Here is a 22,150-nt window from a genome sequence, read left to right as displayed (position 1 = left end):
TCTTAAAATACATCACTTAAGAGCTTTAAAACAAGATAAATTGCCGTACACCATATAAAAATTGCTGAAAATTTATTAATTAATACCATCAATGATTGCGCAACAGACAAGTGCTTTAACAAGCTACCACCAATCGCCAACATGACAAACCAACACCATGACACAACGACACAAGAAATCGCAAAAAGAAATTTTTCAAAACCACTATACATAAGTGAACTTGTACCAATCACACCGACTGTATCTAATAAGGCGTGTGGATTAAGCAGCGACACAGACATCGTAAAAATGAGTTGTTTTTTAAATGAATAAGGCTTGCCACCATCTTTTGTGACGGTGCTAGCGCGCCAAATTGTCGACCCCATATAAACTAAAAAAATAATCCCAATACCCATAATACTCGTTTTTAAAATTTCATAATCATTAACAAGAAATGATACACCGTAAACAGCACTTATAATTAGTAAAGTGTCACAGCAAGCAGCAGTAATAGCACTCGGTAAAGCTTGAAACCATGTTCGCTGCAAAGCACCTTGATTGAAAATAAAAATATTTTGGACACCCAATGGCAAAATAAGACCTAAAGCTAAGAAAAACCCATGAAAAAATATCGACATACAAACGCTCCTTTCTATTTAAGAATAACCATGTTATAACTAAAAACATACAACCAATTGGATGGTTCTTATCCACCCAATTTATGCGGAGGAAGAAATGAAAAAAACAGAAATTTTAAAAAAATGGGTAATAACTGAAATTGAACAGGGGGGTCTTACAAATGGAGCTAAACTCCCAGCGCAACGCATATTAGCTGAAATGTTCAATATTAATCGTAGTACTGTTCAACAAGCACTTTCTGAATTGGCTGAACAAGAATTAGTATGTGCCAAAGCAGGAGCGGGTGTTTTTGTGACCAATGCAGCGTGGGAAATTGTCCAACAAAAAACGCCGAACTGGCCAATGTATATTCAGCAAAGCTTCCATTTGCCAAATAAACGTGTCATTCAACGGATTAATGAACTAGAGCAACAACCGCAAATGACTCGCTTAGGTACCGGTGAGTTGGCACCTGAATTATTAGCACACGAAGCTGTTTCACAAGCATTAAAAATGCTAACAATTCCGGCATCCTCGCTCGGATATTCTTCACCTCAAGGAGATGTGAAGTTACGCCAATTATTAGTTGAACGCTTAAAAAAGAAAGGCATTCATGTAACGGTCGATGAAATTATGATTGTATCGGGAACATTACAAGCCCTGCAGCTATATGCGATGGCGCTATTAAAACGTGGGGATTATGTACAGTGTGCAGAGAGTAGCTATTTACAATCAATTGAAACATTTCAATCGTTTGGCATTCATCTCGTACAACAAGATATTTTACGCGAATTAAACAATGTTGAGGCGCTATACGCCATTCCAACGTTAAATAATCCGACAGGAACTGTTTGGAATTTAGCGCAACGCCAACGTGTTTTAGCAAAATGTGCTGCAGCTAAATTACCAATCATTGAGGATGATGTTTATGGTGAACTGCTATTTCATGATACGCTGCCTCCATTAAAGGCGATGGATCAAGCAAATCAAATTATTTATTTAAACAGTTTCTCAAAAACGGTGAGTCCGGGATTACGCATCGGCTGGGTAGTTGGACCACGTGAGGTTATCGCACGTATGAGTGATGTGAAGATGCAAACGGACTATGGTTCTAGTGCCATTTCACAGTTAATTGCATACGAGCTTTTACAAAATGGGGCTTATGACGCGCACATCAAGCAACTACGTCAACAATTGCAATATCGTGCACAGCAGATTGTCGAGTTTCTTCAACGTGAATTTTCAACATTGTCGACATGGCAAACACCGCACGGAGGATTTTATATTTGGTTACGCTTCAAACAACCAATTGTAACAGAGCAATTGTTCGAACATTTAGCTTCTGAAGGTATTTTAATTAATCCAGGATTCATTTATAATCCGCACAATCGTCATCATATACGCGTAAGTTATGCGTATGCTTCAATCGCTCAAATAACGGTTAGCTTAGGAAAATTAAAGGCGATTATTACACACTAATTTTATCGTCTCATAAAAAATATTTCTTATTTCACACTAATTTTAATATTATTTTGGTAAAAATAAGGGAATTCATACGACTTTTCCTTTATAATAGAAATGATTTGTGACAATAGGAGGTTTATCATTGAAGAAAATAGTAAAAAATATGCTAGCAGCTTCAGCTGTTGTTGCGTCTGCAACATTAATTGCAACAGAGGGACAAGCGGAGACACCGCCACAAGGAATCCCATTTAACGTAATGAATTTATCAACTGTATTGAAAACGAATAGTGCTTTACCAAATAGCACATCTTCTTTTATACATACACCAGCTGAAAGTAAAGGACCACTACAAGATTTAACGATTTCTACGACATTTAACTCGTCAAATGTCTCGAACGTTGTACTAAATTATCATACGGAATTAGATACTGAGTGGAAGCAACTTGAAATGAAACAAGTGAATGAGGCTTATGAAGTTGTCTTAACACCTGAATTACGACAAGGGCAAAATATTACGTATTATATGACAGCACTTGTAAATGGGGATTCGGAATACTCAGAAGAATATACGATTTATGAAAACCAACCTGAGTATAACGCAGAAAAAGTACCGCCGCTTCTCATTACTGAAGTGATGGCTCGTACATCAAAAGTCGGAACTACAGAAGCCTACGAATATATTGAAGTGTACAACAACTCAACAAGTACGATTAATTTAAAAGATTATAATATCCAATACCGCTATCCTTCAAAAGGAGCTAAAGGGGATTTGATTTGGCCTGTACAAAATAAAGGCGATTTAAATTTAGAGCCTGGTAAAGCAATGGTCTTTTGGGTTACGAACGATGGCAACCGCCAATTAAGTGTTCAAGATTTTAACGCACATTATTCAACAGCACTTGAAGAGGGCAAACAACTTGTGCGTATCGAGGGAAGCGGTTTAACAAACTCTTCTTACCGTGGTGTGGCAATAGCGACAAATACACGTACCGATATTTCAACGGCTTATTACAATCAAGATGAGAAAAAGCTTGATGTCGGACTAAATCAATCGATTGTTTATGCCTATCCAATTGATGGCAAAAAAAGAATGCGTATTATTTCAGCAAAAGAAGCAGCAGGTACGCCAGGGTTAGTTGAAGGTTTCCAAGTACCAACACAAGCTGTTACATTAGCACAATCATATTATCCACCAATTATTTATGACAATACCGAAGCGGAAAACTTCTCAACAGAAGAGGATGCCCACTTAGCATTTGAATTGCGTGCAGATACAGATGTTAAAACCGGTACATTTTATTATAAACGTAATGGCGATGCTGATTATCGTTCATTAAATATGAAAAAAGGAACGGATGGACTATATCACGCGATTATTCCACGTGCAGATTTAATTGGGCACTCATTATTTAAATATTATGTAGAAGCATCAGATGGTAACAAGATGACTAAAACATCACCACGTGCAATTGAAATTTTAGGTAACGAAAAAGTTTCAGGGCTACAAATGAATGTCGAAAACGGCACGCTTTTAACCGATACTGTAAATTTAAAAGCGATGCATTCAAAAAAACCAACAGCTTCGACAATGACTGTTGATGGGAAAGATGTTACGGAGCATATGACCTATGAGTTGCCAGCAGGTGCCTATTTTGCGTTTGAAGCAAATAAAACGGCCAATTATTATAAAAATGCTGTAACGATTGGGAAGACCGTACTGAAAACATTTGACGACCGCTACGATGATTTCACAGCCATTACCGTTCCTGTCGAATCAAAATATTTCACAAAAGGCACAGACCGTACGCTACAAGTTCGTGCAGGCTCAAAAGAATCGGCATTTGATACATCAGATGCTAATTTAAATGATGTACTCGTGCGCAACCTTCGTCTTGTGTTAAGCGATGGTACGACGTTGTATCCGAAAAACTATCAGGATCCAACAAAAATTATCGAAATTGGCGATGCCGGCGATTCACCAGCATTTATCGAACCTATTTTTGAAATTCCAGAAAAAGCATACAATGCGAAAACGTATAAACTAGATACAACAACATTAAAAGATGGTGAACATACCATTGTTTCAAAAAACGGCAAATCAACAAAAACAGCAAACATAATTGTTGATAATACGGCGCCGGTAATTAATAGTTCGGTTATTAATAAAGAAACGTACAAAGGTGCATTTACAATCAATGCCGAAGTAAAAGATGCTAATGCCACAGATGGTGTGACAGCTACATTAGATGGTGAGCCAATTGACTTACCATACGATACATCAAGTGCTACATTAACAGCTGGTGAGCATGTGCTCGTGTTTCAAGCGACAGACCGCTTAGGTAATACAGCGAAGAAAACGGTAAAATTCCAAACGCAAGAAGAAATGCCGTATGAACCGAAATTAGTAGGGCCGACAGCAAATGGTACGACAGATACGACCTCGCCATTATTAAAAGTAAGTGTTAGTGATCCGACGCACGATAATGTCAATATCGCGTTCAACCGTGGCTATTCATACAAAGCAACAGACCAAGCATTAACCGTTGTTGAAAACAATGCCGATAAAGAACCGCCAAATGAACTTGCACCTCTTGGCGAAGTCGCAGTACACGACAAAGAAGCACTTGCAGCGGTAGATGGTAACTATGTGACAACGCAAAGTAAAGAAAAATTCCCATATCACCGCTTCAAACTACAGTTAGATTCTTCGATAACACCGGATGATGAAATTGAAGTGAAATGGGAAGGAAAATCGCTTGTTGGACGTAAAGTGACGATGTATGTGTGGAACTACGATACAGCAAAGTGGGAAGCAAAAACATGGAAAGTTGCCGAAGATACGAAAAACTTCACATTGAATACATTTGTCAAAGGTTCACAATATACACGCTACAATGAAGTACAAGTTATGGTACAAGACGAAATCGCAAGCACAAACCAATTTGATTATTCATTTGTCTGGATGACCGATACGCAATACTACTCAAAGAGCTATCCAGATATTTACAAACGTATGACATCTTGGGTTGCGAAAGAAGCAACACCAATGAATATTAAATACGTTTTCCATACAGGTGACTTAGTTGACACATATGACAGTGCAAAACAATGGAAAGTCGCGGATACAGCGATGCAAACACTTGATACGGCGGGCGTTCCTTATGGCGTATTAGCAGGGAACCATGATGTTATGAGCGTGACGCAAAAAGAATCGGACTATACAAATTATAGTAAGTACTTTGGCGAGTCTCGTTTTGCGACTAAACCATATTACGGTGGTTCATATAAAAATAACCGCGGCCACTATGATTTAATTAGCGAAAAAGGAACTAGCTACATCATGATGTATATGGGCTGGGAAATTGGCGAAGAAGAAGTGGCTTGGATGAATAGCGTCTTGAAAAAATACCCAGAACGCAAAGCGATTTTAAACTTCCATGAATATTTAGATACGGACGGGCAACGTACAGATACCGGCGATTATTTATTTGATAACGTTGTAAAACCGAATAAAAATGTTCTTGCTGTACTGTCTGGGCACTTATCTGATGCGGAATCATTAATTAGCTCGATTGATGATAACGGAGATGGACGCACGGATCGTAAAGTACATCAATTATTAATGGATTACCAAAGCGGGGCAGAAGGTGGTCAAGGCTTCCTACGTATGTTAAAAGTGAATCCAATTAGTAATAAAATCAACGTTGAAACGTATTCACCTTATCTAAATAAATACAATTATTACGATCCAGAAGATTATCCTGAAAAAGACCAGTTTGAAATGGATATCGATATCGCGCCAACTGAAAAAATGGTTGCAACCGATGCGATTCATTTTAATGTCTATACAAATGAAAATATCGCGAAATTATATGATGTAACAGATGGCGAAACGGTTCAAGCACGCTGGAAAGGTTTGCAATCGAATGAAAATTATAGCTGGTATGTGAAAGCAACCGATGAATTCGGTGGCGAAAAACGTTCACCTATCTGGAAATTTAAAACAGGGACAACTGCAGATGACATCGATTATGCGAAAAACATTACGATTAAAACTGCAGATGGGCAAACGATTGCGAGTCAAAAAGCCGAGTCGGGTTATGAAATCCCATTGCCAAAACAAGACGATGCCGTATTAGAAGGTTTATATAAAGATGCCACATTTACGACGCGTGTAAGTCGCAACGAGAGCTTTGCTGAAGATACGACATTATATGCGAAATTTACTACAGCACCAATGCAACCAGTATGGAAAAAAGCAACGACAACATACAACAGCGTGAAATTAAGTTGGGATGTAACAGCTGACGCAACGAAATACGAAGTGTACCGTTCATTAACGAAAAATGGCGACTATGAAAAAATGGCCACAACAACGGCGACAACAGTTACTGATAAAAAAGTAACGACGGGTACAAATTATTACTACAAAGTGCGTGCAATAACGGATGTGAAAGGCATTGCGCTAAAAGGGGAATTCTCGCCTGTATTAACGGTGAAACCACGTACCGCAACATCATCACTATCGGCACTTACGAAAAAAGGCTTATCTGTATCAGGAAGTTATAAAAAAGTAAGTGGCGCACAAAAATATACTATTTATCGTTCAAGTAATGGTGGCACATTTAAGCGTCTAACAACTGTGGACGCTGCAACGGTGAAATTTACTGATAAAACCGTTAAAAAAGGCAATACTTACACGTATAAAGTGCGCAGTTATCGTACGGAAAATGGCAAAAATTATTATAGCGATTATTCTAATGTACGTTCGATCCGCATTAACTAAGACGTTTAAAAAGAGACTGGGACAAAACAGTTCCTGTTCCTTTTTTAGAATTCGCAACAAAAAACCGGAACCGCGCCACAGCGCGATTCCGGTTTTTCTTATGCTCATCTGAGAGGGTGTTGTTGCACGTATGTCCTAGTCTCTTTTTTTATGAATTTTTACGTTTTTTATAGGTTCAAAAGTCCGTTTTTGTAAATTTTTTTAATCTTTTTATATTATTTATAATAATCAAGTGATTTTTTGTGCGGAATAAAAGACATCTTTGTGCTATTATTAATTCATGCTAGAAGGTTACGTAGGAGGAATTTAACATGCGTATCGTTATTTGTGACGACAACTACTCAACTATTAATTTTGTACATAATTCATTAGAACGCCTCGCGAAAACATATGAGTGGAATGTTGAATTTGTTTTAACGACAAGAAAACATACATCTGTACAACAGTTTTTAACGACTCGCTGCGCGGAAGTCTATTATATTAATATAGACTTAAAAAATGGCGCTGGTATCGCACTTGCAGAAGAAATTCGTCAAAAAGATCCACAGGCAGAAATTATTTTACTGTCTGCATCAGCTACAACATTATCCACTGCAGATGATTCGATATTACGAACATATCAAATGTTGTTACAAGAGCAAACAACACGCTTTGAAAAACGACTATTAGAAGGCTTTACAGAATTATATAATCAAAAAGGCTAACACTTTGTTAGTCTTTTTTTGCATTTAACGGGGACTTATGGCATAAATGACATAGGAGGTGTTGAATATGGAACAATTATCAAATTTTCGAGATATGGGTGGTTTGCCAACGCTAGATGGGCATGTTGTAAAAGAAGGGTTATTATTTCGATGCGGGGCATTAGCAGATGCTACACCACAAGATATCGTGACGTTAGAAGAACTTCATTTAACAACGATTATTGATTACCGCGACGACATCGAAGCGGAAAAACAGCCGTCACCAACTATCAAAAACGCAACGATGATTCGTATTCCTGCTAGACAAAATACGAGCGACGCGATGAAAAGCATGTCAATGGAACAAGTTTTTTCAAATCAAGCGGTGTTAGATAAAATTTCACCAGCGCTATTTGCTGACTTTTATGCGGAACTGCCATTTGATAACGAGGTGTACCGCGTATTAATTCAAAAAGTAGCAACGAAGCAAGTCCCGCTGCTACATCACTGCTCAGCAGGTAAAGATCGCACTGGCGTGGGAGCGGCACTGATTTATTTATTGCTTGGTGTTGACGAAGCGGAGATTATGGAAGAATATTTGCGTACGAATGCTTATATTGCACAGCATCCGCCGCATTGGTATACATTTGCGATGAGTCATTTAGGCGACCATCCGACATTAAAAGCGTTAGCTGGATGTGATCCACTGTTTTTAACGAGTGTTTTTGAAGCCTTAAAAACGCGCTACGGTACATACGAAGCGTACTTTTTAGCAGAACATCAGCTTGATATGGCACAAATTTCCGATATTCGACACTTTTACACGAAATAAAGCGCTTTCCTCTAAGTATAATAGACTTAGAGGCTTTTTAATGACATACGTAAGGAGAATGACGATGAAACAACTAATTATCGGCGTGGTGACACTTGTTGTCTGGGGAGTGACAACATGGTTATGGGTGCCGGTTATGACAGAGTTATTAGCACCACTAAATTGGGTCATTCACTTTATTGGTGCGCTGATGTTTGGCGCATTGATTGGCTTATTTTCTCTTCCCTATTTATTTGGGCAACAACGCTTCAAACCGTGGAAGGCCATGACACTATTAATTATCGTAGGAACGGCTATCATGATGATTTTAGCAGAACTATAACGTTTAAAAAGATTACGCAATAGCGTAGTCTTTTTTTAATTCCTTCACAAAAAGTCAAAATATTTTAACATTTTAGTTTATTTTTGATGAAAAAGAGGAAATTTAAACATAAATGATTGTCTGACAGAAGGAGGAGATTTAAATGACCGTAACAATTATGATTGCAGGGGTAGTCATTTTTGCTATTTTCCCACTTTTATTTATGTGGCTTTATCAACGTCAACAAGCAAAAGATTTAGAACGTGCGATGAACTATTTAAAACATTCATCGATTCAGTATCATAAAGAAGATAAGTCAGCGACATCTTCTCAATCAGCGTATTCAACGAAAAAAGCGACCTAAGGCTAATAGGTCGCTTTTTTTAAAGTTGATATTCTTGCATTTTATTGTACAGCCACGTTCGGCTATAGCCAAGTTCTTTACATGTTTTCGATTTATTACCACCATTACGAGCGAGCGCTTCCACAATCAATTGCCGCTCCTTATCCGCTAAAATAGTAGCCATCGATTCGACGGCGGCAGGTTTTTCACTAATTGCTCTAGGCATTTCCCCAAGTGCTGGCAAGGTATCGCGCGTAATCCAGCCATCAATCGCCAAATTAGCGGCGCGCTCTAATACATTATGCAGTTCGCGTACATTGCCTGGCCATGTATATTGCATTAACGAAGACAACGCATTTTGCATAATTCCTTGTATGTAAAAGCCTTCTGCCGTTAAACTTTTTAAAATGGCTTCGACAATAGCTGGAACATCATCTAAACGCTCACGAAGCGGCGGGATATGGATTTGCATAATATTTAAACGATAATAGAGATCTTGGCGAAATGTACCGTCTACAATCATGCGCTCTAAATCGCGATTCGTTGCGGCGATAATTTTTGTTTGGACGATAATTTTTTTTGCGCTTCCTACAGGAGAAAATTCTTTTTCTTGTAGTACACGTAGTAGCTTAGCTTGTAAATCAAGCGACATATCCCCAATTTCATCTAAAAAAAGCGTGCCATTTTGCGCAATTTCAAATTTCCCCTTTTGCCCACCACGTTTTGCACCAGTAAAAGCACCGTCTTCATAGCCGAAAAATTCTGATTCCATTAATTCTTTTGGTATCGCCGCACAGTTAACTTCGACAAAATGACCTGTTTGCGCAGATGCCACGTGAATCCCATGCGCAAACAGTTCCTTCCCGGTCCCACTCTCACCACGCAAGAGCACCGTTGAGCGACTTTTTGCTGCTGCGGTTGCTTCCGTTATTGCACGCGTAATCGCTTGTGATGTTCCTGCGATACTCGCAAATGAATATTTTGTCCCTTTGATTGATTGAATTTCACTTTCATATTTTGTTACTTGTTTTTCAAGTTCGGTAACGCGTTTTAATGCACCTTGTAGTTGTTTTAACCCGCGATAAGTGATTTTGCAAATAATGCCAAGTGTTTCGTGTTGTGACTCAAGCGGCATTAACGTAACGAGGCATTGCATCCCTTGAATCGTCGCAGGTGTATTGACATAATGCAATCCTTTATCAAAAACGCCCGCAAAATCAAGGTCAGGTAATAGCGCGCGAATCGGTTGTTGTAACAATTGTTGCTGTTCGGTATGAAATAGCTCACAACAACCATTGTTGACCATCGTAATCTGCCCTTGTTCATTTGTTAAAATAAGCGCATCGTAGGCTAGCGACATGGTTGATTGTAATTTTGCTTGCCATTCCCGCGATAATTTTAATTCATTCGTTAACGTCTCTAAATTTGTCCAATCTTCAACGATAATGACCATACCGACATGCTGTTTTTTTCGTTTTAACGGAAAGCATTGTACTAAGAGTGTACGCGATGGCAACGTCAATTTTTGACGAATTGGCGCAAGTTCCTCCTCAAGCATATCATCGGTAATTGCAAATATAGCTTGTCGCTCCGCCTCACTCAATTGTTTATATAATTTTTTCGCATTGCCATTTTGCGACAAAATCGTTTTATGTAAATCAAATGTCGCAAGTGCAAATGGCAAATGTTCAATAACGAGTTGCCATTGATTTTCTAAGCGCTCATATAAATGATCGTACGCTGTAAAAATTTGTGCCGTTGACAATAAACCAACAGGCTGATACGCCGCATTTAAAATCGGTGCATGGCCAACGTTGTTTGACATCAACGCCTCTTTTGCCTCTTCAATCGTCGCATCATCTTCTAAATACACGACATCACGTTTGATAAATGAGGCGATCGGCTCAGCTAGTGATGACCCTTCATTGATTGCGCGTAATAACCGGTTACGCGTCATAATGCCAACAAGCTCCCGATGCTCAGAAACGACTGGCAACATATTAGCAGGTGCTTCTAAAAAATAATGAATGGCTTGTTGCAATGTTGTCGTTTCTGTTAAACATGGAAAATCTTCTACCATAAATTCTCGAATCAGCATATGTACACCTCCATCGTCTTTACAATATTGTACAGAAAAGTGAACAACTTTACAAAAATGTGCTCGAAAGTGAACACTTTTCTAGGCAAAGTGCCATCATTTCGTTGGCACGATTCTTGCTACATATACAGTACAAGAGAAAAGGAGTGATTGATTATGGTAACAAAACGACGTCAAGAAGATGATGATTTACTATTATTCCGCAAATCTATTCAAGGTTTTGCAGATAAATATATTGCCCCTTATTACGAAGAATGGGAAGAAGCTGGCAGTGTACCGCGAGAATTGTGGACGAAGTTAGGTGAAGAAGGGTTATTATGCATTGATGTTCCTGAAGAGTATGGTGGGACAGGCGTATCGTATCGTTATTCATCACTCGTAATCGATGAGCTAACGCGTTTAGGGTATACGGCGATTGCGATTAACTTATCGGTACATTCCAATATTGTCGCACACTATGTATTAGGCTCTGGAACAGAGGAGCAAAAACAGCATTATTTACCGAAATTAGCATCTGGTGAGTTAGTTGGCGCGATTGCGATGACTGAACCAGGCGCTGGTAGCGATTTACAAGGCATTAAAACAACCGCAAGCTATGACGCGGCAACGGATTCGTATCGTATTAGCGGCTCGAAAACATTTATTACCAATGGTCAACTAGGCGATTTTATTGTGTTGGCGGCATTAACAGATACGTCGGTGAAAGCGTCAAAAGGGACGTCGCTGTTTATTTTAGACGATCCAACAGTTACAGGATTTGAGCGCGGGAAAAACTTAAAGAAAATTGGCTTACATTCATGCGACACGTCAGAGTTGTTTTTCGATGATGTCGTGCTACCGGCATCGCATATTTTAGGTGACAAAAACAAAGGCTTTGCGGTGTTAATGAATGAATTGCCACGCGAGCGCTTAACGTTAGCTGTGTGTGCACAAGGTGCGATGGAAGGTGCACTCGAGCAAACAATTCGTTATGTGCAAGAGCGCGAAGCTTTCAAACAAAAAATTAGTGATTTCCAAAATACGCGCTTTAAAATTGCTGAAATGCAAACGAAAGTACGTATGCATCGTGCATTTGTCGATGAGTGTATGACATTGATTGAACAAGAAGCGCTTGATACCGCAACCGCAAGTATGGCGAAGTTAACTTGCTCTGAAACGCAAGGCGAAGTGATTGATGGCTGTCTACAATTATTTGGTGGCTACGGTTATATGACCGAATACCCGATTGCGCGCGCATTTGTTGATGCTCGCGTACAGCGTATTTACGGCGGGACGTCCGAAATTATGAAACAAATTATTGCCAATGATATTTTAGGGAAGTAGGTGGGGTGATGAGTGGACCACTTGCTGGCTTAAACATACTCGATTTTTCAACGTTGTTACCGGGACCATTTGCGACGATGATGTTGGCTGATTTAGGTGCTGACGTATTACATATAGAGGCGCCGAATAAAGCAGATGTCGTAAAGGACCTACAACCGCAACTAGAAAGTGGTGTATCAGCTAGTTATGCGTATTTGCAGCGTGGGAAAAAGAAGCAAGTCATTGATTTGAAATCAGCAGAAGGGCTGCAACAAATTGATGAACTACTGCTCGAGTACGATATTATTATCGAACAATTCCGTCCAGGTATAATGGCAAAATTCGGTCTTGATTACGACACGCTACACGCTCGTTTTCCGCAATTGATTTATTGCTCGATTACCGGTTATGGACAGACTGGGCCGCTTGCGACACACGCTGGTCATGATATTAATTATTTAGCATTGTCCGGTGTAGCCAATAGCTTACGCCGCGCGGGTGAACGACCTGTTGCGAGTGGCATGCAGCTAGCTGATATTGCAGGTGGCTCACTCCATGCGATAATTGCATTGTTAGCAGCAGTCATTGAACGTGGGACAACCGGGTTTGGACAACATATAGATATTAGTATGTTGGATGCTGCATTGGCGCTTCATCCGTTGTTTGGACCAATGCAACTAGCTACAAACGAAACACTCGAACCCGAAGCAGCAGAATTAAATGGCGGTAGTTTTTATGATTATTACGAAACGAAAGATGGACGTTATGTCGCGGTTGGTACACTTGAAATCAAATTCCAACAGCGCCTAGCAGAAGTACTAGCAATTCCAGATTGGTTTGACGTGGCAATGCCGCTGAAAAAACAACGCGTTGCCGAAGCGATACGCGCAAAAGATTTTGCGGCGTGGCAAGTCATTTTAGCGCATGAACCTGAGCTGTGCATCACACCTGTACTGACGTTTTTAGAAGCGGTTCATCAGCCTCATGCACAGGCGCGCGGAGTTCTTGCACAAACGCAACTCGTATCACCATTACGTTTTACAAAGAAATAGGGGGATTTAGAAATGATTATTCAACATAAAGTAGCAATCGTCACAGGGGCCGCTTCAGGTCTAGGGTTTGCAACAGCCAAAATGCTTGCAGATAACGGTGCACATGTTCAAATTTTTGATGTAAATGAAGAAAACGGCCAACGTGCAGCTGCAGAAATCGGTGCAACATTCCATAATGTTGATGTCACAAGTGAAGCGGACGTGCAGCAAGCCATTGATACCATTATGGCAACGCATGGTCACTTAGATATTGCCGTTAACTGTGCAGGAATCGGCCCACCCGCGAAAGTATTCGGACGCAAAGGGGTGATGTCGCTGGATTTCTTCAAAAAAATTATTGATATTAATTTAATTGGCACATTTAACGTGTTGCGTCTAGCTGTTGAGCAAATGGCGAAAAATGAACCAACAGCTGAGCAACCAGACCGCGGCATCGTTATTAATACTGCTTCGATTGCGGCATTTGATGGCCAAATGGGGCAAGCTGCTTATAGCGCTAGTAAAGGGGCGATTGCGAGCATGGCGTTACCAATTGCACGTGACCTCGCAAGCGTAAATATTCGCATTAATACGATTGCGCCGGGATTATTTGAAACGCCGCTAATGCAAGGAATGCCCGAAAATGCACTTGCTTCATTACGCCAAATTCCAGAGTATCCGAAGCGTTTAGGTGACCCTTCAGAATATGCGTTTACAGTTAAGTATATGATTGAAAGTGCGTATTTAAATGCTGAGTTGATTCGCTTGGATGCTGCGACGCGTATGCCGGCAAAATAATGACTTATCAAATGCACAAATAACTACTATAATGTTAAGGAGCCAGCGTTTTGGGCTCCTTACTTTTATTTATAGGGAGGGACAAGATGGATACTTCATCTGTCTTTGCGGCGGATTGCTTTTTACTAGCAGGACGCTTACTAATGCAAAGTGGTGCGGAGACGTATCGAGCAGAAGATACGATGCTACGCATGGCGCGTTCACAAGGATACCAAGATGCACAAAGCTTTGTGACACCAACCGGCATTATTTTTTCTGCTGGTCATGAGAGTCCGACACGCATCGCACAAATTCCAAGGCGCGCTACCGATTTATCAAAGATTGCCGAAATTAATACGATTTCTCGCGCATTAACGGCAAATCAACTATCAATTGAAGAAGCGTATGATCAACTGAAGGCGCTTGAAAATAAAAATTTATTTAGATCCGAGCTCGCACAAGTCATTTATGCGGCGATTGCGAGTGGATGCTTCGTTATTTTATTTATGGGTTCGGTATGGGATATGCCGGCCGCTGCTGTTGCTGGTGGGGTGGGGCACTGGGTATGCTTGCGTATGAACGCGATTACGAAAGTGAAATTTTTCGCTGAATTTTCGGCGTCCATTGTCGTGGGGCTCCTGACATTACTCGCACTCCAATTAGGACTTGGCTTGCAAGAAGATAAAATTATTATCGGTGCGGTCATGCCGCTTGTACCGGGTGTTCCAATCGCCAATGCTGTACGCGACATGATGGCGGGTCACTTCGTATCTGGTGTCACAAAAGGCGCAGAGGCTTCGCTAACAGCGCTCGCCATTGGATCAGGAATCGCCTTTGTACTCATTTTATTTTAAGGAGCGTTTATCGTGGATTATGTTTTACAACTCGTTTGTGCGTTTGTCGCAACGTATGGGATTGCGATTATTTTCAACGCACCGAAATCAACGCTAATACATTGCGGATTCGTTGGCATGATTGGTTGGCTGATTTATTATGCATTAATCAAACAAGATGTAGATAGTGTCACCGCATCTTTTTGTGGCGCTTTCATCATCTCGATTGTGGCGCATTATCAAGCATTCAAACACAAAACACCGATGTTAATTTTCGTAGTAGGTGGGATTATTCCGCTTGTACCTGGGGGCTTGGCTTACGAGGCAATGCGTCACGTTGTCGCAAACGAATACAATGAATCATTACAATTCTTTTTAAAAACCGGCATTATTACCGGCGCGATTGTGATGGGCCTTGTTATTGCGGAAGTACTCGTACAAATGTATCGCAAAATGATGGCACGTTTCAAAAAAGCTAAAACATTAAACTAATCAGAGCTTAGGCGTTGCTGCCAGGCTCTTTTTTTCATTATTCAAGCTCGTTTTTGCATTATTTTTAAATTTTCTGATAAATGTTATTGACGTCTGTTTCAAACTGTTATATATTATTGTCATAAACAAAAGTTGTTATATAACAAACAACGCATTCAGAGAGGATTGGTAGAGATGGACATGTATCGCGAAGGGTATCAAATTTATTGTGAGGCTTGTGAACAACACGGATTACAATCGATGAACTTTTACTTATACGTAAAAAACTTAACAGAGGAGCAATTAAATGCCTACAATACGCATAAAAAACGTGAAGTCGCCGTCTAGTGCGCGGACACTACAATCTATCTATTCGCCTAACTACTTCTTATTTCATTCGTAAAATAAGTCGAAGTTAGGCGATTTTATTTATTTTTCTGAAAAAAGCGTTTACTTCCGAACATTTTTATGGAATACTATAGAACAATTGAATATGTAGAAGTGCCCGTTTGGGATAATAGGGAAGATTGGTGAAAAGCCAACGCAGCCCCGCTACTGTATGTGTGATGAAATAGTTTTGAGCATTGTTGCTTGCGATAAAGCAATGAGAAGCCGCTAGAGTAAGATGAACACGAGCCAGGAGACCTGCTTCTACATCGTTAACAAACTTCGAGGGGAAGTACTGTTTAAAAGCTTTTTTAGTTTATCTTATAAATTTGTCCTCCCTGAGAATTGTTGCGTGAAAATTCTAAAAAATCAGGGGAGGATTTTTTTAATGTTTAAAAACAAATGGGTCGCATCTTCAGTAATCGCAGCACTAACATTAAGTGTTGTACCCGCATGGAGTGCACAAGCGCAAGAAGTAACACCAATCGCTAGTAATACAGCAACTGAGGTATCGTACAACGAAGCATTAAACGATGCCGCAGCATTTACGTATGCGATGTCAAAAACACCAACAATCGATTTCGGGAGCTCAGTACTAACATTAGCAAAAGCAAATTTCCCGGTAGCGAAAAATTATTATGATACATATTACAAAGCAGTAGAAGCTGAAGCGAAAAACAATTTCGCAAACTTTTCTTCTGTTAGTAAATACGCAACGACTGTGCTTGCAGTTACGGCAATCGGTAAAGATGCAACGAATGTAGGCGGCGTTAATTTAGTGGACAAAATGGTCGCTTATGCGCAACAACAAAAAGTAAAAGGCGATGCCGATGCAGCATTCGCATTATTAGAAATGGATTACTACTGGATGCTAACAGCGCTAGATGCAAATGATTATGCTGTACCACAAGCGAATGAAGCGGATTTCTCACGTGAAGCAATTGTTGCATATCTTGTAAGCAAAGCATATCCAGAAGGCGGATTCTCATGGGGCTCTTCAAGCGAGTGGACAACAGGTGCTGATGTTGACTCAACAGCAATGGCCATTACAGCGCTTGCACCTTATAAAGCACAATTAGCTGTAGGAGAAGTTATTTCAAGTGGATTGGCCTTTATGCAAGCTCAATTAAGTGACAATGCTGGTTTCTATAGCGAATGGGCAAAAGGCGATAGCCCTGAATCCGTGTCGCAATTAATTATCGCGCAGCGTTCACTTGGTATTGATCCACAGCAACATGAGCAATTTGTATTGGCAAATGGCGCATGGACTGTCTCAAATTTATTAACAAGTTATGATGAAACGCTACACGCCTTTAAAAATTCAGCACAAGGTACAGTCAACCAAATTTCAAACTTACAAGCAGCACAAGCACTAACAGCTTATGAACAATCAACACCTTATTATGACTTATCTGCTGTCGATGCAACGATATTCAACTATGACACAACGGCACCAGCAGTCGCAAAAGTATCTACAGTGTCTGATAAATCAACGGCATTAAAAGGATCGGCTGAAAAATATGCAACGGTGACGGTGAAGTCTGGTAAAAAAGTGCTCGCAACGAAATTAGTCGATGGCACTGGGCGCTATGAGGTGCCAATTGCGCCACAAAAAGCGGGCACAAAATTAGTCGTGACGGTAACTGATGCAGCGGGGAATACATCAAAAGTTAAAACCATTACCGTAGCCGATAAAACGGCCCCGGCTGTCGCAAAAGTAAATACGGTAAAAGCTGGTACGAAATATGTAACGGGCACAGCTGAAAAAGGCGCGACCGTAAGCGTACAAGTACGCGGCAAAAAATATCACGCCAAAGCTTCATCAACAGGGAAATTCAGCGTGAAAATTCCAAAGCAAAAAGCGAAAAAAGCCTTGTTAGTAACGGTGAAAGATGCGGCAGGCAATACATCAAAAACATTGAAAGTACGCGTAAAATAAGAGGGTTTGTCATGAGGGGCTAGAATTTCTAGCACCCTTTTTGACGTATAAGGAGGGTTTTACATGAAACGCTTATTAGCGGGATTATTTGCCGCTTCGATGTTCCTTGGCGCGTGTAACGTACAATCTGTTGATGAATATGAAAAAGAAAAAGCGCGTTTAGAAAGCGAACAAGCAGCCACTGCTTTATCATCTACAAATGAGACAAGCTCGGTACAGCAACAGCCGACAGAGACTACGAATGAGAAAGAAACAACCAAAGATGAACGAACAAGAAATCCCGATGATGACAAAGAAACTGTAGAGAAGCACGTTGAAAAAGATGAAAAAAAAGTTGTAGAAGATAGCGATAAAGTAGCGACACCCGCACCGACTATGAAAAAGGAGGAGCATACGCCAGCGACAGAAGAAACAACGGTACAGCAACAGGAATCCAAATCTGAAACCGCTACACAGACTGAAAACCCACCTACGCAAGCGGCTGATACAACCGATAAACAGCAAGCACCAGCGGATAACATAACAAGCAATCAGAAGCCGCCAACAACAAATGCACCGGTGACAAAGCCAACGCCTGATAATACCGCCAAACCGAAACCAACAACACCACAAAAAGAAGATAAAAAAGAAACGGTGACGGTGTCAGTGCGCGTTGATACATTGCTTAAACAAGAACATTTCAAGCGCTTACCAGAAGCGCTACAAAGCACGAAATATGTTCCATCAAACGGCATTATTTTAAAAGCAGGCACATACACGATTGAAAAAGGAGATAGCGCCTGGACGGCAACGCGAAAGGCACTGCAAAAGCATAGTATTCACTTCGAATATGAAGGCGAAGGCGAATCGGGTTACGGTTCTGTTTATGTTGAGGGCATTAATCATATTTATGAAAAACAAGCGGGTAGCTTATCTGGTTGGATGTTTGCCGTTAACGGTAAAGCACCTGGTGTCGGGGCATCAGCATATGATATAAAAGATGGCGATAAAATTACGTGGCATTATACGACGAATTTAGGGCGCGATATTGGCCTTGCAGATCAGTAGGTGGCGCTATGTATAGTTTAAATACATTACATCCAATCGTATTATTTAGTTATTTTGCGGTCATTACGGGATTGACGATGTTTTATATGCATCCTGTGTTGCTAATTATCTCAATCATTTGTGCCGTTTTATTAAATGTTGCCATTGATGCACGCGCATTTATGGCGTCTTTAAAATGGTTTGTGCCATTTGCTCTAATTGCCGCACTCATCAATCCATTAATTAGTCATGACGGGGAAATCGTGCTGTTTTACGTGAATTATCAGCCGATTACACTTGAAGCAGTCGTTTATGGCTTGGCAATGAGTTGTATGCTGTTAGCTGTACTCTTTTGGTTTAACGCGTTCAGCAAACTGATGACGACCGATAAATTCATTTATTTATTCGGCAAAATTTCACCGGCTGTTGCGCTGTTAATTTCAGTGACGATGCGCTTGATTCCACGCTTTAAGCAGCAGCTCCATTTAATTATGAATGCCCAAAAAGCAATTGGCATGGACCCAAGTGTCGGGAGTACGTGGCAGCGCATTAAAAGTGCGATGCGCGTGTTGTCGATTTTAGTATCGTGGGCGCTTGAAAACGGCATTGAAAGTGCTGATTCGATGAAAGCGCGAGGGTATGGGCTACAGGGGCGCTCGACGTTTTCCATTTTTATGTTTACAAAACGTGACGGCGGGCTCCTAGCGCTGATTACAACGCTGTTTGCGGTTCAACTTTTCGCGTCGTGGCATGATTGGAATGACTTTTATTTTTACCCAACATTTAGTGAGCTATCATGGCATTGGCCACAACTTATCGTATATAGTAGCTACGCCATGTTAGCGCTACTACCGTTATTACTTGAATTACAGGAGGTACACAAATGGCGTTCATTAACTTCAAAGATTTCCATTTCACGTATCCACTCGCCAAACGACCTGCGCTAAAACAGCTGAACTTAACGATTGAACAAGGGGAATTTGTCGTTTTTTGTGGCGTTTCGGGTTGTGGGAAAACGACTTTATTAAAACAATTAAAGCAAGACCTTGCACCACATGGCGAACGAAGCGGTCGTATTTTTTTAAACGGCCAAGCACTTGACACATTGACCGAACGTGAGCGCGCTGAAAAAATCGGTTATGTCTTACAAAATCCAGAAAATCAACTGGTGACGGATAAAGTATGGCATGAGCTGGCGTTTGGTCTTGAAAACTTAGGAGTTGAGCCAAGTACGATTCGCCGTCGCGTTGCGGAAATGGCGAATTTCTTCGGGATTCAAGGGCTTTTTCATCATGATACGATGCACTTATCAGGCGGACAAAAGCAGCTGCTTAACCTCGCAAGTGTCATGGTCATGCAGCCAGAAGTTCTTATTTTAGATGAACCAACATCGCAGTTAGACCCGATTGCGGCAACAGAATTTATTCAAACCTTACAAAAGTTAAACAAAGAACTTGGTTTAACGATTTTATTAGTCGAGCATCGCTTAGAAGAAGTTTATCCACTAGCAGACCGCGTTGTTATGCTTGAACAAGGGAAGATAATCGCCAATGGCACACCAAAAGACGTCGCAACAGCACTGCAAGCAATTGATCGAAATCATCCGATGCTGTTTGGTTTACCGACGCCGCTTCGCATTCATCATGCCTTGCAACTACACGATGCACCACCGCTAACAATTCGCGAAGGACGCGCGTGGTTAACGAAACATTTTTCTGTAGGAACAGCTGAGATGCCGACGTTATCTGTCGCGCATGATGTGATTTTAGAAGTGAAAAAAGGGTGGTTCCGCTATGAAGCAAAAGGGAGCGATATTTTAAAGGAATTTGATTTAACGCTTTACCGCGGAGAGATTTTTACGTTGCTTGGTGGAAATGGTTCAGGGAAATCGACCGCCATGCAAGTAATGGCCGGATTAATGCCGCTTTATCGTGGCCACGTATTCCTCGAAGGACGCGCGCTGAAAAAATATCGCCAAAAAGAGTTATACCGCAAGTTTATCGGCGTGTTGCCACAAAATCCGCAAACGATTTTTGTCGCAAAAACGGTACGCAACGAATTTGCCGATTTAGCGGCGATTTGGGACATCCCTGAAGCACAAAAAGAAGCGAAAATCGCGGCGATGGTCGAGCAACTTGGAATTCAGCACATACTCGAGCAACACCCGTTTGATTTAAGCGGTGGCGAACAACAAAAAGTTGCGCTTGCAAAAGTGTTGTTAAATGAACCGGAAATTTTATTGTTAGATGAGCCAACGAAGGGCATGGATGGCGCCTCGAAACAAGCTTTTGCTGATATTTTACGACAACTTAAAGCGCAAGGCTTAACGATTTTTATCGTGACGCATGATGTCGAGTTTTCAGCCGAATTTGCGGATCGTGCGGCATTATTTTTCGACGGTAATATCGTCTCGGTAGATAATCGCGTCGCATTTTATAGCGGCAATCATTTTTATACGACTGCAACGCATCGTATGAGTCGCCATGTTGTCGAGTGTGCTGTCACACCAGCGCAACTGATTCACTATTACGAGGAGGGTGCGCTCGTTGAAAGCTAAACAATTCATGTCACTTGGCATTATTTTTATCGCGATTCCACTCTTGCTTATTATCGGGGCGACTTTATTAAAAGACAATAAGTACAATATTATTTCAATGATTGTCGTGCTTTTAGCATGTGTGCCGTTTTTCTTGCAATTTGAGCGCCGAAAGCCACATGCGCGCGAAATTATGATAATTGCGGTCATGTCGGCCATTTCCGTTGCGGGGCGCGTCGCATTTGCATGGGTTCCTGCTTTTAAACCGGTGACGGCGATTACGGCGATTACCGGCTTTAAAATGGGGCCAGAAGCAGGCTTTTTAACTGGGGCTGTATCTGCGATCGCTTCGAATATGCTATTTGGGCAAGGCCCTTGGACACCATTTCAAATGTTTACGTGGGGAATCATCGGTTATATTGCCGGGTGGCTCGGCAAAACATCTTGGATGGAAACGAAAGTCGGTCTTATCTTATATGGTATTATAGCCGGCGTGCTCTTTTCGTTTATTATGGATATTTGGACGGTCATGTCGTATGACGGCGTATTTTCATGGGCGCGTTATGTACAAGCAGCGGGTACAGCATTGCCATTTACAATCATGTATGCGGTATCGAATGTTCTATTTTTATTGTTGTTAACGAAGCCGATTGGTGAAAAATTAGAGCGTATTCAAATAAAATATGGACTAATTGGCAATAAAGTGAAAGAATCTGCACGCTAGCAGATTCTTTTTTTGTGTAA

At 40.8% G+C, this 22,150-nt stretch carries 19 protein-coding genes and 1 riboswitch; of the genes, 17 read left to right on the top strand and 2 right to left on the bottom strand.

The annotated features are described in order from the left end of the window. Window positions 1–2: 2 nt before the first annotated feature. Complete coding sequence (locus V514_RS0105825) at window positions 3–617, bottom strand: LysE/ArgO family amino acid transporter (RefSeq protein ID WP_029498928.1); 615 nt, start codon at window positions 615–617, stop codon at window positions 3–5. A gap of 97 nt (window positions 618–714) precedes the next feature. On the opposite strand from V514_RS0105825, the gene V514_RS0105820 reads away from it, so the two are divergent. The 6 genes from V514_RS0105820 to V514_RS0105795 all read left to right on the top strand — a co-directional run bounded on the left by V514_RS0105820 (window position 715) and on the right by V514_RS0105795 (window position 9,027). Further along, the gene (locus V514_RS0105820) at window positions 715–2,076 is read left to right on the top strand and encodes an aminotransferase-like domain-containing protein (protein ID WP_029498927.1); all 1,362 of its coding nucleotides are present in this window, start codon (window positions 715–717) and stop codon (window positions 2,074–2,076) included. Between the two features lie 127 nt (window positions 2,077–2,203). After that, window positions 2,204–6,847, top strand: coding sequence for a metallophosphoesterase (locus tag V514_RS18855; protein WP_029498926.1), 4,644 nt, complete (start codon window positions 2,204–2,206; stop codon window positions 6,845–6,847). 311 nt (window positions 6,848–7,158) lie between these two features. After that, complete coding sequence (locus V514_RS18850) at window positions 7,159–7,551, top strand: response regulator (protein ID WP_029498924.1); 393 nt, start codon at window positions 7,159–7,161, stop codon at window positions 7,549–7,551. Between the two features lie 67 nt (window positions 7,552–7,618). Next, window positions 7,619–8,362 (top strand): tyrosine-protein phosphatase, encoded by a 744-nt coding sequence (locus V514_RS0105805; protein WP_029498923.1) that lies wholly within the window; start codon window positions 7,619–7,621, stop codon window positions 8,360–8,362. A gap of 64 nt (window positions 8,363–8,426) precedes the next feature. Beyond that, on the top strand, window positions 8,427–8,684 hold the full coding sequence (locus tag V514_RS0105800; RefSeq protein WP_029498921.1) for a hypothetical protein: 258 nt from the start codon (window positions 8,427–8,429) through the stop codon (window positions 8,682–8,684). Between the two features lie 142 nt (window positions 8,685–8,826). Then, on the top strand, window positions 8,827–9,027 hold the full coding sequence (locus V514_RS0105795; protein WP_029498920.1) for a hypothetical protein: 201 nt from the start codon (window positions 8,827–8,829) through the stop codon (window positions 9,025–9,027). 19 nt (window positions 9,028–9,046) lie between these two features. On the opposite strand, the gene V514_RS18845 is transcribed toward V514_RS0105795, so the two are convergent. Then, entirely contained in the window at window positions 9,047–11,104 is a 2,058-nt protein-coding gene (locus V514_RS18845; RefSeq protein WP_029498919.1) for a sigma-54-dependent Fis family transcriptional regulator, read from the bottom strand. Between the two features lie 156 nt (window positions 11,105–11,260). Between V514_RS18845 and V514_RS0105785 the strand changes: the two genes are divergently transcribed. From V514_RS0105785 to V514_RS0105735, 11 genes are all read left to right on the top strand, one after another. Continuing rightward, window positions 11,261–12,427 (top strand): acyl-CoA dehydrogenase family protein, encoded by a 1,167-nt coding sequence (locus tag V514_RS0105785; RefSeq protein WP_029498917.1) that lies wholly within the window; start codon window positions 11,261–11,263, stop codon window positions 12,425–12,427. A gap of 8 nt (window positions 12,428–12,435) precedes the next feature. Continuing rightward, the gene (locus V514_RS0105780) at window positions 12,436–13,458 is read left to right on the top strand and encodes a CaiB/BaiF CoA transferase family protein (RefSeq protein WP_029498916.1); all 1,023 of its coding nucleotides are present in this window, start codon (window positions 12,436–12,438) and stop codon (window positions 13,456–13,458) included. 12 nt (window positions 13,459–13,470) lie between these two features. Beyond that, a complete protein-coding gene (locus tag V514_RS0105775; RefSeq protein ID WP_029498915.1) occupies window positions 13,471–14,235 on the top strand; it encodes an SDR family NAD(P)-dependent oxidoreductase in 765 nt (254 codons plus the stop codon). An 86-nt stretch (window positions 14,236–14,321) separates the two neighbouring features. Next, complete coding sequence (locus tag V514_RS0105770; RefSeq protein ID WP_029498914.1) at window positions 14,322–15,068, top strand: threonine/serine exporter family protein; 747 nt, start codon at window positions 14,322–14,324, stop codon at window positions 15,066–15,068. A 12-nt stretch (window positions 15,069–15,080) separates the two neighbouring features. Then, entirely contained in the window at window positions 15,081–15,539 is a 459-nt protein-coding gene (locus tag V514_RS0105765; RefSeq protein ID WP_029498912.1) for a threonine/serine exporter family protein, read from the top strand. A gap of 174 nt (window positions 15,540–15,713) precedes the next feature. Further along, on the top strand, window positions 15,714–15,866 hold the full coding sequence (locus V514_RS0105760; protein ID WP_029498911.1) for a hypothetical protein: 153 nt from the start codon (window positions 15,714–15,716) through the stop codon (window positions 15,864–15,866). 134 nt (window positions 15,867–16,000) lie between these two features. Then, a riboswitch (cobalamin riboswitch) is annotated at window positions 16,001–16,185 on the top strand. A 108-nt stretch (window positions 16,186–16,293) separates the two neighbouring features. Further along, window positions 16,294–17,844, top strand: coding sequence for an Ig-like domain-containing protein (locus V514_RS19665; RefSeq protein ID WP_029498909.1), 1,551 nt, complete (start codon window positions 16,294–16,296; stop codon window positions 17,842–17,844). A 63-nt stretch (window positions 17,845–17,907) separates the two neighbouring features. Beyond that, entirely contained in the window at window positions 17,908–18,891 is a 984-nt protein-coding gene (locus V514_RS19660) for a DUF4430 domain-containing protein (protein ID WP_029498908.1), read from the top strand. 8 nt (window positions 18,892–18,899) lie between these two features. Next, the gene (locus tag V514_RS0105745) at window positions 18,900–19,817 is read left to right on the top strand and encodes an energy-coupling factor transporter transmembrane component T (RefSeq protein WP_029498907.1); all 918 of its coding nucleotides are present in this window, start codon (window positions 18,900–18,902) and stop codon (window positions 19,815–19,817) included. Next, on the top strand, window positions 19,754–21,427 hold the full coding sequence (locus V514_RS0105740; protein WP_029498906.1) for an ABC transporter ATP-binding protein: 1,674 nt from the start codon (window positions 19,754–19,756) through the stop codon (window positions 21,425–21,427). Before V514_RS0105745 ends, V514_RS0105740 begins: the two co-directional genes overlap by 64 nt. Further along, on the top strand, window positions 21,417–22,130 hold the full coding sequence (locus tag V514_RS0105735; RefSeq protein WP_029498905.1) for an ECF transporter S component: 714 nt from the start codon (window positions 21,417–21,419) through the stop codon (window positions 22,128–22,130). Before V514_RS0105740 ends, V514_RS0105735 begins: the two co-directional genes overlap by 11 nt. The last annotated feature ends 20 nt before the right edge of the window (window positions 22,131–22,150 follow it).

The sequence above is a fragment of the Kurthia huakuii LAM0618 genome, from assembly GCF_000505545.1.
GTDB lineage: Bacteria > Bacillota > Bacilli > Bacillales_A > Planococcaceae > Kurthia > Kurthia huakuii.
Note: the sequence above shows the minus strand (reverse complement) of the source record. Positions and strands in the feature narration are given on the sequence as shown.